This is a genomic window from Campylobacter sp. CFSAN093246, assembly GCF_012889415.1.
Classification (GTDB): Bacteria; Campylobacterota; Campylobacteria; order Campylobacterales; family Campylobacteraceae; genus Campylobacter_D; species Campylobacter_D jejuni.
The window spans coordinates 697,219-710,706 of sequence record NZ_CP040613.1; the positions used below are offsets into that span (position 1 = coordinate 697,219).

The window sequence follows — 13,488 nt, forward strand, 5'->3', positions numbered from 1 at the left end:
TACTTCAATATATAAACTCAATTGATTCTTGTTTAGATTTCAAAGATTGATGATAAAGCTAATTGTTTATGGGGAATTAGCTCAGCTGGGAGAGCGCCTGCTTTGCACGCAGGAGGTCAGCGGTTCGATCCCGCTATTCTCCACCATTTATTAAGGGCCTATAGCTCAGCTGGTTAGAGTGCACCCCTGATAAGGGTGAGGTCACAAGTTCAAGTCTTGTTAGGCCCACCATAAAAAAGATTTGAATAAAGAAGCTTTAAAATCTAAAGCAAGTATATAAAATAGATTAAATATAAAATATAAACTCTATACTTAGATTTATTTTTTATCTTTAACTATAAAAGAATATACTTTAATAGATATAAGTAGCATATACATTATGCATTTATATTTATAATGATTATGTTAATATATATACTTCCTTTAGGTTTTAAACCTAAATGTTCTTTTTAATTATCATTGTTAAGAGTCACAAGCAAGTTTTAATAAAAACAATTTTACAGGACTTGTTAAAGGATAAAACCTATTTATCTTTTCTTTAGTTTAACTTAACTTTTAGCTGTCTTTATTTCTATGAATAAAGAGAATATTGGATTTAAGGATTATAAATTAAAGACAAGTTTCAAACTCACAGCTTAGTTGAGACTAAATCATTTAGTTTTATATTAAGTGTTTGAATGCTTTCCGTCTTAAGATAAAGAAGTCTTATCATAAAAACTTTAACAAGGAAGTGATGCGTTTTAGAATCAATAATAAAAGGTAAAAAAAGGTAAGCTACTAAGAGCGAATGGTGGATGCCTTGACTGGTAAAGGCGATGAAGGACGTACTAGACTGCGATAAGCTACGGGGAGCTGTCAAGAAGCTTTGATCCGTAGATTTCCGAATGGGGCAACCCAATGTATAGAGATATACATTACCTATATAGGAGCGAACGAGGGGAATTGAAACATCTTAGTACCCTCAGGAAAAGAAATCAATAGAGATTGCGTCAGTAGCGGCGAGCGAAAGCGCAAGAGGGCAAACCCAGTGCTTGCACTGGGGGTTGTAGGACTGCAATGTGCAAGAGGTAAGTTTAGCAGAACATTCTGGAAAGTATAACCATAGAGGGTGATAGTCCCGTATGCGAAAAACAAACCTTAGCTAGCAGTATCCTGAGTAGGGCGGGACACGAGGAATCCTGTCTGAATCCGGGTCGACCACGATCCAACCCTAAATACTAATACCAGATCGATAGTGCACAAGTACCGTGAGGGAAAGGTGAAAAGAACTGAGGTGATCAGAGTGAAATAGAACCTGAAACCATTTGCTTACAATCATTCAGAGCCCTATGTAGCAATACAGGGTGATGGACTGCCTTTTGCATAATGAGCCTGCGAGTTGTGGTGTCTGGCAAGGTTAAGCAAACGCGAAGCCGTAGCGAAAGCGAGTCTGAATAGGGCGCTTAGTCAGATGCTGCAGACCCGAAACGAAGTGATCTATCCATGAGCAAGTTGAAGCTAGTGTAAGAACTAGTGGAGGACTGAACCCATAGGCGTTGAAAAGCCCCGGGATGACTTGTGGATAGGGGTGAAAGGCCAATCAAACTTCGTGATAGCTGGTTCTCTCCGAAATATATTTAGGTATAGCGTTGTGTCGTAATATAAGGGGGTAGAGCACTGAATGGGCTAGGGCATACACCAATGTACCAAACCCTATCAAACTCCGAATACCTTATATGTAATCACAGCAGTCAGGCGGCGAGTGATAAAATCCGTCGTCAAGAGGGAAACAACCCAGACTACCAGCTAAGGTCCCTAAATCTTACTTAAGTGGAAAACGATGTGAAGTTACTTAAACAACCAGGAGGTTGGCTTAGAAGCAGCCATCCTTTAAAGAAAGCGTAATAGCTCACTGGTCTAGTGATTTTGCGCGGAAAATATAACGGGGCTAAAGTAAGTACCGAAGCTGTAGACTTGCACACAACTTAGATTATTTAAGTTTAGAATATGAGAAACTAAGTTATATGTTTAGTTATATTTTTACTGATTTTTATAGAGTAAAGATAGAAATAAAACTTAGTAAAATCAGTAAAAATATTCTTAGACTAAAGTTAAGTAGTTTAAGTTGTGTGCAAGTGGTAGGAGAGCGTTCTATTTGCGTCGAAGGTATACCGGTAAGGAGTGCTGGAGCGAATAGAAGTGAGCATGCAGGCATGAGTAGCGATAATTAATGTGAGAATCATTAACGCCGTAAACCCAAGGTTTCCTACGCGATGCTCGTCATCGTAGGGTTAGTCGGGTCCTAAGTCGAGTCCGAAAGGGGTAGACGATGGCAAATTGGTTAATATTCCAATACCAACATTAGTGTGCGATGGAAGGACGCTTAGGGCTAAGGGGGCTAGCGGATGGAAGTGCTAGTCTAAGGTCGTAGGAGGTTATACAGGCAAATCCGTATAACAATACTCCGAGAACTGAAAGGCTTTTTGAAGTCTTCGGATGGATAGAAGAACCCCTGATGCCGTCGAGCCAAGAAAAGTTTCTAAGTTTAGCTAATGTTGCCCGTACCGTAAACCGACACAGGTGGGTGGGATGAGTATTCTAAGGCGCGTGGAAGAACTCTCTTTAAGGAACTCTGCAAAATAGCACCGTATCTTCGGTATAAGGTGTGGTTAGCTTTGTATTAGGATTTACTCCGAAAGCAAGGAAACTTACAACAAAGAGTCCCTCCCGACTGTTTACCAAAAACACAGCACTCTGCTAACTCGTAAGAGGATGTATAGGGTGTGACGCCTGCCCGGTGCTCGAAGGTTAATTGATGGGGTTAGCATTAGCGAAGCTCTTGATCGAAGCCCGAGTAAACGGCGGCCGTAACTATAACGGTCCTAAGGTAGCGAAATTCCTTGTCGGTTAAATACCGACCTGCATGAATGGCGTAACGAGATGGGAGCTGTCTCAAAGAGGGATCCAGTGAAATTGTAGTGGAGGTGAAAATTCCTCCTACCCGCGGCAAGACGGAAAGACCCCGTGGACCTTTACTACAGCTTGACACTGCTACTTGGATAAGAATGTGCAGGATAGGTGGGAGGCTTTGAGTATATGACGCCAGTTGTATATGAGCCATTGTTGAGATACCACTCTTTCTTATTTGGGTAGCTAACCAGCTTGAGTTATCCTCAAGTGGGACAATGTCTGGTGGGTAGTTTGACTGGGGCGGTCGCCTCCCAAATAATAACGGAGGCTTACAAAGGTTGGCTCAGAACGGTTGGAAATCGTTCGTAGAGTATAAAGGTATAAGCCAGCTTAACTGCAAGACATACAAGTCAAGCAGAGACGAAAGTCGGTCTTAGTGATCCGGTGGTTCTGTGTGGAAGGGCCATCGCTCAAAGGATAAAAGGTACCCCGGGGATAACAGGCTGATCTCCCCCAAGAGCTCACATCGACGGGGAGGTTTGGCACCTCGATGTCGGCTCATCGCATCCTGGGGCTGGAGCAGGTCCCAAGGGTATGGCTGTTCGCCATTTAAAGCGGTACGCGAGCTGGGTTCAGAACGTCGTGAGACAGTTCGGTCCCTATCTGCCGTGGGCGTAAGAAGATTGAAGAGATTTGACCCTAGTACGAGAGGACCGGGTTGAACAAACCACTGGTGTAGCTGTTGTTCTGCCAAGAGCATCGCAGCGTAGCTAAGTTTGGAAAGGATAAACGCTGAAAGCATCTAAGCGTGAAGCCAACTCTAAGATGAATCTTCTCTAAGCTCTCTAGAAGACTACTAGTTTGATAGGCTGGGTGTGTAATGGATGAAAGTCCTTTAGCTGACCAGTACTAATAGAGCGTTTGGCTTATCTTTAATAAAGCATCACTTCCTTGTTAAGGTTTTTAGAAGACTTTGAATATAGATAATATTTAGAGTTTAATAGAAATCTTTCAAGTAGAGTTTGTATTAGAACTTGCTCTTAACATTGTTTTTTAAGTATTCTATATAAAAACTTATCAAAGATAAAAGATAAGAAAAGAAGAAAGAGAATAAAGAAAAAAGTAAAGGAATAAAAGATTAAGTTTTATTCTTAAATTCAATTTTTCAAAGAATATTTAAATAACAATGTCCGTGATTATACAGATGTGGAAACGCCTTGCTCCATCCCGAACCAAGAAGCTAAGCACATCGTGGGTGATGATACTACGCCTTACTGGCAGGGGGAAAGTAGCTCATTGCGGACTTGTTAATTCTACTTTATCTTATTCTTATAGATTTAAAATCTTAGTTTTTATACGTCAATCGTTGTTTTTATATTTAATTATTTTTTTATGTTTATAGGTTTAATTAGCTTGGGTTGATTTAATGGTTGTTTGAGTTGTTTAGTTTATATGTTTTTATATCTCAATTATTCTTTTTATTTATTTATTGAATCTTTTGTATCAATAATTAATCTTTATGTTTACTTGTATAGGTTTATTTATTCAATCTATTTTTATGTGTCAATTGTTCTTTATATGTCTAGTTTATATTTTATTATGTAGGTTGGGTTTGTTCAATAATTGGGTTGGATTTTTAATCACTCAAGTTTATTTTATAGTGTTTATTGAGGTTTATGGGTTGGGGTTGTTATACACTTCTTAGTTGGGTTAGGGGTTAATGTTGGGTTAGGGTGGATAGACTATGATTGTCTATTCTTGTTGGCGAGAATGAATGTTATACTTGAGATAAATTTTTTATTATCGATAGTCTTGCTATTTAATTGATGTTTGTAAAAAAGTGTGTGTAATTTATGGCTTGTTTGGGTTTGGGTGGGATTAGCTTGGTTAATTTATGGTTTTTTATTGTTAATCTTATAAATTAAATTTATTAGTTTAATCAATTAAATTAATTATGCTTGCTTGATTTATTGCTTTATGGGTCGGTTGAGATTGTTTTTGTCTGGGTGATTGAGATTTATTGTTTGCTTGTTCTTTACAAATACTTTTATTTTATAGTGTTTATTGAGGTTTTATGGGTTGGGGGTTGTTTATGATGAAATAAATATTGCTGTAAATACATGCAAGGGTTTAGTGTTGTCTAAAAAAAGATTACTTGCTTTAAATTTATCTTTTTTTATTCAATAAAACTCTCACTTCTTAAGTGGGAGATGAATTGCTTACAGTGTTAGTTGTACGGCTCTAGTTAGGTATTTGACATAATCAGTAATTTTTTATAGAATACCTATGCGGAATAATGCTAGAAACTCTTAAAAAATATGCAGAAAATCAAGGCATAGAAGATAATTACCCTAAAAAAATATATAACCAAAAAGAAAAAAAGCCCTAATGGAACAAAGCAATGCAAATAACCAAAGGTTTTAAATATAGAATTCTACCTAAACAAAGAACAACAAAAGCTTATTAATCATCAATGTTTCATCTATATCAAGCCTATAATATTTGTTTAAATTTACAGCAAGAGAGTGGGATAAAAATAAGAATTTAGATAAAAAAGATAGGAGTTATTTAAAGGCAAGTAAGATAGATAATCAATAAAACTAGCCTTATAAAAGCAAGAGAATTAAGCTATAAAAGTGTTGTAACCCAACAAGCAAGGATTAATCTTCTCGTGCCTTAGAGCAAGCAATTAGAGATAAAAACAAAGGCTTTCTCAAATTTAAAAACTCTAAATTTGCAAAGCAAAGCTTTAATTGGAATAATCAAGCCTACAAAATCAAAGATAGTGATACTACTAAGTTTAAGATATTTAGACTTATGAATACATTTTTTAAAATGCGTTATCACAGAGATTTACCAAATACTTATAAGTTTAATCAAATCACTATTATCAAAAATCACAATAAATACTATTTAGCTTTTAGTATCATTTATGATGAATCGAATGTTTCTTTAATGTCTAGCAAAGATTTTGATATTAAAAAAGCAGTTGACATTGATTTAAATATCAATGAGATTACCTTAAGCAGTGGAGAGTTAATAGCTACTAACTCAAAGCTACTTAGTAGAGCTGAATATTAAAAGATTGCAAAGAAAACAAAGCAGGAGAATATTAAAAACAAAAAAGGAGAAAACAAAGTTAAGCCATAATTTCAAAAAAACACAATTAAAATTAAATAAAATCTATGAAAAAAGTTCAAAATCAAAAAGGATAGTTATCACAAGATAACTTCAAAACTCATACAAGAATTTGACTTGCTAGCAGTTGAAGATTTGCAAATTAAGAATATGTGTAAAAGAGCTAAATTAAAGAATATAAAAGCTAAAAGTGGTTTAAATAAATCTATTCTTAATACTTCATTCTATCAATTCTCTCAATATCTAGAGTATAAAGCAAAGCATAATGGCAAATTCTTTATAAAAGTCAATCCACAATATACAAGCAAAACTTGTAGTGTATGTGGAAATATCAAAAAAAATCTTATGTTTAAAGATAGAGTGTATCTTTGTGAAAAATGTGGCAACACTTTACATAGAGATATTAATGCTGCAAATAATATCTTAAAGCGTGGATTAAAGTCGTTTGGGTTAGGAATTAGCCTTGAGGACTATAAACTCAAAGCCTTTCGAATTAGCTAATACTAGTTAGCTTTAGCTAGGAAGCTTCTACTTCTAAGCGTTAGCAAAGCTGGAGTGATTTGCATTAAAAATAGAGTATATTGTGAAAGATTTAGCTTAATTTATATACCAATGGTATTTTTATATGAAAAGTTTTTTCATATTGTGGAAATTTTTTAGAAGCTATGCGTATAGTTTCTAAAGCACTTTTATTTAGAAAATCATATTTTGAAGGCTTAAGTATTTTTAAATTTTCTAATTTCTTTTCTTTTGTCCAGGTAAATTCTACAAGAACCTCCCCACTCATACGCATTTTTCTAGCTTGTCTAGGGTAGATTAGGGCTTCATCGATTGCTGATTTTATTTCTTTTAAAAGCTCACTATTACTAGTTAAAGATACGCTTAGGTAAGAGCTGGCTTGTGGAGTTTGTTGCTGCATGATTGGTTGCTGCATGTTTGTATCTTTTTTGGGTTGACTTATTGCCTTTGCATTTGCTGGAGGGATTATTTTTTTAGGTTTAGCGATAGGTTTTTCTTTTCTCGGTTTTATTTTTTTTATTTCTTGCACAGGTTCTTTGGGTTGCACATTCGAAGGCTCTTGTATAGTTTGTGTGGGTTGTGTCGGTTTCATATCGGAGGAATTTTGTACAAAATGTTTGATTGCCATATTAAATTTATTTTCTTTAATAATTTCATTGGGTTGTATGTGTAAAAAATCTTTAGAATAAAGAAAAACAAAAAATAAAGGTGTAAAAACAAATAAAGTGATAAAAGAAGATTGGTTTTTATGATTGCTTATAAATGTTTTCATCTTTTACTCCGTTATGATTTTATTTTTTGATTTAAATATCTTTATTTCTTAAAACACATTCTATGGTAAATTGTTTAAAAAGATAAATTTTGAAACAAATTTCACAGAGAAAAATAACAATCAAATAATCAAGCTTGTATCTAAAAGATATTTAATTTTTGCTATTTACTTCTCTAAAAAAACTTATATTTTTAAGAATTATAGCAAGAAAAAATAAATTTTTAATTAATACTAATTATCACAATTGATACAAAATTTATATTAAATTAATAATTATTATCATAATATTTTGATTTCTAAATCAATATTTGACAAAAGGAGAAAAATGAAAAAAATATGTCTATCAGTTTGCGCCATTGGTCTCTTAAGCTCCAATGCCATATCGCAAAATGTAGAACTAGATAGCTCAATCGTTAGTGCTTCTGGCTTTACCCAAGATATTAAAGAAGCTCCTGCTACTATCAATGTTATCAGTAAAAAAGAATTACAAAGTAAGCCTTATAGAGATGTTGCAGAGGCTATCGCAGATATCCCAGGCGTTGATTTATATGCTAGCAAGGGAAAAACAGGTTCTTATAATATCACTATGAGGGGTATTACTGGATATACTTTGGTTTTGATTGATGGGCGTCGTCAGGGTATTGGCGGAGAGGTGGGCCCTAATGGTTTTAATGAAATTTCAAATTCTTTCTTACCTCCGATTTCTAGTATAGAAAGGATAGAAGTTATAAAAGGCCCTATGAGTACTTTATATGGCTCTGAAGCTTTAGGCGGGGTGGTAAATATCATTACCAAAAAAGTAAGTGATAAATGGGAAACTTCTGTAAGTTTGGATGCTCTTTTAAATGAAAATAAAGATTGGGGTAATACTTATGGAACGAGTATTTATTCTAGTGGTCCTTTGATGAATGACAAATTGGGTCTAACACTTCGATTTAGAGAATTTTACAGACAGCAATCTAATGTTGAATTTACAAATGGAAGTGGACAAAGAGTTCAAGGAGATCAAGCTCAAAGTCCCACAAAAGCAAATAATTTTAATATAGGAACAAGAATTAGTTATTTAGCTAATGATTATAATACCTTTATATTTGATATAGATTTTTCAAGAAATCATTACGATAACAAACAGGGTCAATTAGGAACCATCACAAGCCCAGGTAGTGCGCCAGATAGCTTAACGGGTGGTTATGCAGATATTATGGAAGTTGATAAATTTGTGACTTATTTAAGCCATGAGGGTGTTTATGAAAACTTTTCTATCACTTCTGGTTTGCAGTATAATAGAGTAAGCAATAATGGACGCGAAGTTGTAGGACAAGCTAATCAGCCATTTTTAGGACAAAATAGAGATATAGTCGCAGAAGATATTATCTTAGATACTAAGTCTGTCATTCCTTTGGGACAAAGTCATATTTTAAGCGCAGGTGGTGAATATAGGCTTGAAAAAATGCAAGATAAAATAGCTAATCCGACCAATTTTGATCAGTATTTATTGGCAATATTTGCAGAGGATGAGTACAGCATAAAAGATAACTTAAGATTGACTTTTGGAGCAAGATACAATCATCATGAAATTTTTGGAAATAATATTTCGCCAAGAGCTTATCTGGTTTATAATCCTACTGATGAACTTACTTTAAAAGGCGGTGTATCTACGGGTTTTAGGACTCCTTATGCAAATCGTTTGATAAATGGAGCTTATAATTATAGTGGTCAAGGTAGATTCCCTATATATGGAAATCCTGATTTAAAAGAAGAGACATCTTTAAATTATGAAATAGCAGCTATTTACAATAATGATTTGTTTTATGTTTCTGCGACAGGTTTTTTAACAAATTTTAAAGATAAAATTTCAACCCAAAGATATGATAAAGGCAATATGATTCCAGGAATTGGTACTTGCGATGCTGATAGATGTTTTAAGGCAATCAACCATGGCAAGGTTGAATATAAAGGTATAGAGCTTGGAGCAGGGATAAGCCCTCTTGATAATTTAAATGTAAATTTTGCTTATACTTATCTTGATAGTGAGGTTAAAGAAGCACAAGATAAAAGTGTGATAGGTAAACCTGAGCAGGATAGTTTAAAACACAATATCATGTTAAAAACTGAATACAGCTTCTATAATAAAATTACCCCTTGGATAAAAGGCGAATGGCAAATAGATCGCTATATGGGTGATACTAATATAAATAGGGAATATTATAAGGATATCTTTTTCGCTTCTATGGGTGTGCGTTATGATATCAATAAGCAATGGAGTATCAATGCAGCTATTTATAATCTTTTTAACAAAAGTTTTACAGATGGTTGGGAATCTTATCAAAATAGCGGTGCTCCTACTTGGGTCAATACTTACAATCGTATAGAAGAAGGAAGAAGAATGTATATTTCTATCAATGGTAGCTTTTAAGCTTTAATAGAAAAACTAAAGGGCTTCTAAAGTCTTCTTTAGTTTTTTATTTTAATACCCTATACCTTTAAAAAACTAGACAATCAATTCAATTTAAAATTTTCATCTTATTTTTATCGTTGCATTTTCAATCTTAAAAGATAGCTTATCCTTATAAAAAAGTAACTAATAAAACTTTAGTCATATAGACTAAATAAAATTAAGTATATTTTTTATATTTACACTTGACAAAATAACACTCAATGTTGTATAATATATCTAGCAATCAAAAAATAGAGTGCTAAAAATTTAAGGAAAGAGCTATGAAAAGCCGAGATAAAAAGGATTTGATTTTAGAGTCTATTATCCAAACTTATCTTTTGGATAATGCACCTATTGGTTCTAATGAGTTAAATTCAAACCTTTGCATACCTGCTTCGACTATACGCGTTTATCTTAAAAGACTTAGCGATGAGGGTTTGATCACTCAGCTTCATATAAGTAGTGGTAGAATTCCTACTATTTTAACGATGCAAAATTATTGGCAAAGTTTTTGGGAAAAAGAACAAGATAAAAATATCCATATCAAAAACGAAAGCTTTTTGAAAGAGTTAAGTAAAGAATTTGAAATTTATTGTCTTGTTTATGGAGGTAGAAGTTTAGTACTTAAAGAAGTACTAGATCTTAATACTAAATTTATAGTGCTTGATTTTGAAGATGAAGAGCTGGTTTTAAAATACGAAAAAGAAGCGTGGAATTTTTTACAAAGTCTTATAGGGCTTGATCTTTCTAGTATAGAAAAAATAGCTTTGAGAGTTCATTTTATAGATCTTGTAGAAAAAATAGCTAGCTTAAGACAAAATTTGATTTGCTATAGAAGCAATGAAGAAAGAGCTTATCAAATTTATCAAAATGATGAATTTGTTAAGCTCTTAGATTGTCAAATTCACCGTCATTTTAAAGAAAGTCTTGAATTTGAACCTTTATTTAAAGAAGGTTTTATGGGGCTTAAGGTGGATGCGCAGTTTTTGGGCGAAGATGTAAATATTATCTTAGCAGGTAGTGTTTATACGGATTATAAAAAAATATTACAATATATAAAGGAGGCGGCGTGAGCGAGCAAAAGCAAGAATTTGAAAACGAAAACGCAGAAAATTCTGAACATTTGCAAGATGAGAATTTGCAAAATATCGAAGATGTTGAGCAAAACAAATTGCAAAAAGACTATGATGAATTAAAAGACAAATATATGCGTGCAAACGCTGAATTTGAAAATATTAAAAAAAGAATGGAAAAAGAAAAGCTAAGTGCTATGGCTTATGCAAATGAAAGCTTTGCAAAGGATTTGCTTGATGTTTTAGATGCTTTAGAAGCAGCTGTTAATGTCGAATGCCAAGATGAAATTAGCTTAAAAATCAAAGAAGGAGTGCAAAATACTTTAGATTTATTTCTTAAGAAACTTGAAAAACATGGAGTGGCTCTTATCAAAGATGAAAAAGAGTTTGATCCTAATTTACACGAAGCAATGTTTCATGTAGATAGTGAAAACCATCAAAGTGGTGAAGTGGTTCAAGTGCTTCAAAAAGGTTATAAAATAGCCGATCGCGTGATCCGCCCAACCAAAGTTAGTGTAGCAAAATAAATTTTAATAAAAGGATAAAAAATGAGTAAAGTTATAGGTATAGATTTAGGAACAACCAATTCTTGTGTTGCTGTGTATGAACGCGGCGAGAGCAAAGTAATCCCAAACAAAGAAGGAAAAAACACAACTCCTTCAGTGGTAGCTTTTACAGATAAAGGCGAGGTTTTAGTAGGCGATAGTGCAAAACGCCAAGCGGTAACTAACCCTGAAAAAACCATTTATTCTATCAAAAGAATTATGGGTTTAATGATCAATGAAGATGCGGCTAAAGAAGCTAAAAATAGACTTCCTTACCACATCACCGAAAGAAATGGTGCGTGCGCAATAGAAATCGCAGGTAAAATTTACACCCCACAAGAAATTTCAGCAAAAGTTTTGATGAAATTAAAAGAAGATGCAGAAGCTTTTTTGGGTGAAAGTGTTACTGATGCGGTGATTACTGTGCCTGCTTATTTTAACGATGCACAAAGAAAAGCGACAAAAGAAGCGGGAACGATAGCAGGACTTAATGTATTAAGAATTATCAATGAGCCTACTTCAGCAGCTCTAGCTTACGGACTTGATAAAAAAGATAGTGAAAAAATTGTGGTTTATGATCTAGGTGGGGGAACTTTTGACGTTACTGTGCTTGAAACGGGCGATAATGTAGTAGAAGTTTTAGCAACAGGTGGTAACGCTTTCTTAGGTGGTGATGATTTTGATAATAAACTTATAGATTTTCTAGCTAATGAATTTAAAGATGAAACAGGCATAGATCTTAAAAATGATGTTATGGCTTTGCAACGCTTGAAAGAAGCAGCAGAAAATGCTAAAAAAGAATTAAGTTCAGCTAATGAAACTGAAATTAATTTACCATTTATCACAGCAGATGCAAGTGGGCCAAAACATTTGGTTAAAAAACTTACTAGAGCTAAATTTGAAGGTATGATTGATTCTTTAGTGGCTGAAACCATCACTAAAATCAATGAAGTAGTAAGCGATGCAGGGCTTAAAAAAGATGAGATCAAAGAAATCGTTATGGTAGGGGGCTCTACTCGTGTTCCTTTAGTGCAAGAAGAAGTGAAAAAAGCCTTTAATAAAGATCTTAATAAGTCTGTAAATCCTGATGAAGTTGTGGCTATCGGTGCGGCGATTCAAGGTGCGGTTATAAAAGGTGATGTAAAAGATGTGCTTTTACTTGATGTTACTCCGCTCTCTTTGGGTATAGAAACTCTAGGCGGGGTAATGACTAAGATTATCGAAAAAGGTACAACTATTCCAACTAAAAAAGAGCAAGTTTTCTCAACCGCTGAAGATAATCAAAGTGCTGTAACTATCAATGTTTTACAAGGGGAAAGAGAATTTAGTCGTGATAATAAATCTTTAGGAAATTTTAATCTTGAAGGAATTCCACCAGCACCACGCGGTATGCCACAAATCGAAGTTACTTTTGATATCGATGCAAATGGTATTTTAACTGTTAGTGCAAAAGATAAAGCAACAGGTAAGGCTCAAGAGATCAAAATCACAGGTTCAAGCGGACTTAGCGAAGAAGAGATTAATAACATGGTAAAAGATGCTGAACTTCACAAAGAAGAAGATAAAAAACGCAAAGAAGCTGTAGATGCTAGAAATGCAGCTGATAGCTTGGCGCATCAAGTAGAAAAATCTTTAAGTGAGTTGGGTGAAAAAGTTGCCACTGCTGATAAAGAAAATATTCAAAAAGCTCTTGATGATTTGCGTGAGATTTTGAAAAATCAAAATGCAAGCAAAGAAGAGATTGAAAGCAAAATGAAAGCTTTAAGTGAAGTTTCTCATAAGTTAGCCGAAAATATGTATAAAAAAGATGAGCCAAACACAGCAAATGATAAAAAGAAAAAAGATGACGATGTAATCGACGCTGAAGTTGAGTAATCTTAAAATCTCTATTCAAGCCTTTTTAAAAGGCTTGAAAATTTTTTAAAATTTTAAAGAAATGACAAAAACTGTAAAATATAATTCTTTTATTAGCTTGCTACCTAATTTTTCATTGATTTTTTAACCAATTCTTTTTGAAGTTCTAATTCAAATCAGACAATTCATTTTAGTGCAAGCAAACTAAAAAATTAGCAATAAAATAAAATTAATCTAAAAACTTTTTAGATATAATCTTAA

At 33.8% G+C, this 13,488-nt stretch carries 8 protein-coding genes, 2 tRNA genes, 2 rRNA genes and 1 pseudogene; 11 read left to right on the forward strand and 2 right to left on the reverse strand.

The window, feature by feature from the left end:
* Window positions 1–70 precede the first annotated feature (70 nt).
* The 7 genes from FBE87_RS03655 (at window position 71) to FBE87_RS03685 (ending at window position 6,528) form a co-directional block, all read left to right on the forward strand.
* Window positions 71–146, forward strand: a tRNA-Ala gene (locus FBE87_RS03655).
* 8 nt (window positions 147–154) lie between these two features.
* A tRNA-Ile gene (locus FBE87_RS03660) sits at window positions 155–231 on the forward strand.
* 536 nt (window positions 232–767) lie between these two features.
* Window positions 768–3,823 (forward strand): 23S ribosomal RNA (locus FBE87_RS03665).
* A gap of 254 nt (window positions 3,824–4,077) precedes the next feature.
* Window positions 4,078–4,194, forward strand: a 5S ribosomal RNA gene (rrf, locus tag FBE87_RS03670).
* 991 nt (window positions 4,195–5,185) lie between these two features.
* Window positions 5,186–5,278 (forward strand): hypothetical protein, encoded by a 93-nt coding sequence (locus tag FBE87_RS03675; protein WP_002776614.1) that lies wholly within the window; start codon window positions 5,186–5,188, stop codon window positions 5,276–5,278.
* A gap of 428 nt (window positions 5,279–5,706) precedes the next feature.
* On the forward strand, window positions 5,707–5,970 hold the full coding sequence (locus tag FBE87_RS03680) for a hypothetical protein (protein ID WP_002792117.1): 264 nt from the start codon (window positions 5,707–5,709) through the stop codon (window positions 5,968–5,970).
* Between the two features lie 174 nt (window positions 5,971–6,144).
* Window positions 6,145–6,528, forward strand: coding sequence for an RNA-guided endonuclease TnpB family protein (locus tag FBE87_RS03685; protein WP_002792118.1), 384 nt, complete (start codon window positions 6,145–6,147; stop codon window positions 6,526–6,528).
* 91 nt (window positions 6,529–6,619) lie between these two features.
* Here the strand turns inward: FBE87_RS03685 and FBE87_RS03690 are convergent, their stop codons facing one another.
* On the reverse strand, window positions 6,620–7,318 hold the full coding sequence (locus FBE87_RS03690; protein WP_100621875.1) for an energy transducer TonB: 699 nt from the start codon (window positions 7,316–7,318) through the stop codon (window positions 6,620–6,622).
* A gap of 325 nt (window positions 7,319–7,643) precedes the next feature.
* Here FBE87_RS03690 and cfrA point away from each other — a divergent pair, with 325 nt between their 5' ends.
* From cfrA to dnaK, 4 genes are all read left to right on the forward strand, one after another.
* The gene (gene cfrA / locus FBE87_RS03695) at window positions 7,644–9,734 is read left to right on the forward strand and encodes a TonB-dependent ferric enterobactin receptor CfrA (RefSeq protein WP_002904671.1); all 2,091 of its coding nucleotides are present in this window, start codon (window positions 7,644–7,646) and stop codon (window positions 9,732–9,734) included.
* Window positions 9,735–10,036: 302 nt separating this feature from the next.
* Entirely contained in the window at window positions 10,037–10,828 is a 792-nt protein-coding gene (locus FBE87_RS03700) for an HrcA family transcriptional regulator (RefSeq protein ID WP_002843531.1), read from the forward strand.
* The gene (gene grpE / locus FBE87_RS03705) at window positions 10,825–11,355 is read left to right on the forward strand and encodes a nucleotide exchange factor GrpE (protein ID WP_002780052.1); all 531 of its coding nucleotides are present in this window, start codon (window positions 10,825–10,827) and stop codon (window positions 11,353–11,355) included. Before FBE87_RS03700 ends, grpE begins: the two co-directional genes overlap by 4 nt.
* Before the next feature lie 21 nt (window positions 11,356–11,376).
* A complete protein-coding gene (gene dnaK, locus FBE87_RS03710; protein ID WP_052785285.1) occupies window positions 11,377–13,248 on the forward strand; it encodes a molecular chaperone DnaK in 1,872 nt (623 codons plus the stop codon).
* A gap of 45 nt (window positions 13,249–13,293) precedes the next feature.
* Here dnaK and FBE87_RS09355 read toward each other — a convergent pair.
* Window positions 13,294–13,403: pseudogene (locus FBE87_RS09355) on the reverse strand (flagellar basal body protein FliL); the annotation flags it as partial.
* Between the last annotated feature and the right edge of the window lie 85 nt (window positions 13,404–13,488).

Coding starts and splice junctions, on each gene's coding strand:
- FBE87_RS03675 (WP_002776614.1), top strand. CDS start 5,186: ATGCTAGAAACTCTTAAAAAATATGCAGAAAATCAAGGCATAGAAGAT.
- FBE87_RS03680 (WP_002792117.1), top strand. CDS start 5,707: ATGAATACATTTTTTAAAATGCGTTATCACAGAGATTTACCAAATACT.
- FBE87_RS03690 (WP_100621875.1), bottom strand. CDS start 7,318: ATGAAAACATTTATAAGCAATCATAAAAACCAATCTTCTTTTATCACT.
- cfrA (WP_002904671.1), top strand. CDS start 7,644: ATGAAAAAAATATGTCTATCAGTTTGCGCCATTGGTCTCTTAAGCTCC.
- FBE87_RS03700 (WP_002843531.1), top strand. CDS start 10,037: ATGAAAAGCCGAGATAAAAAGGATTTGATTTTAGAGTCTATTATCCAA.
- dnaK (WP_052785285.1), top strand. CDS start 11,377: ATGAGTAAAGTTATAGGTATAGATTTAGGAACAACCAATTCTTGTGTT.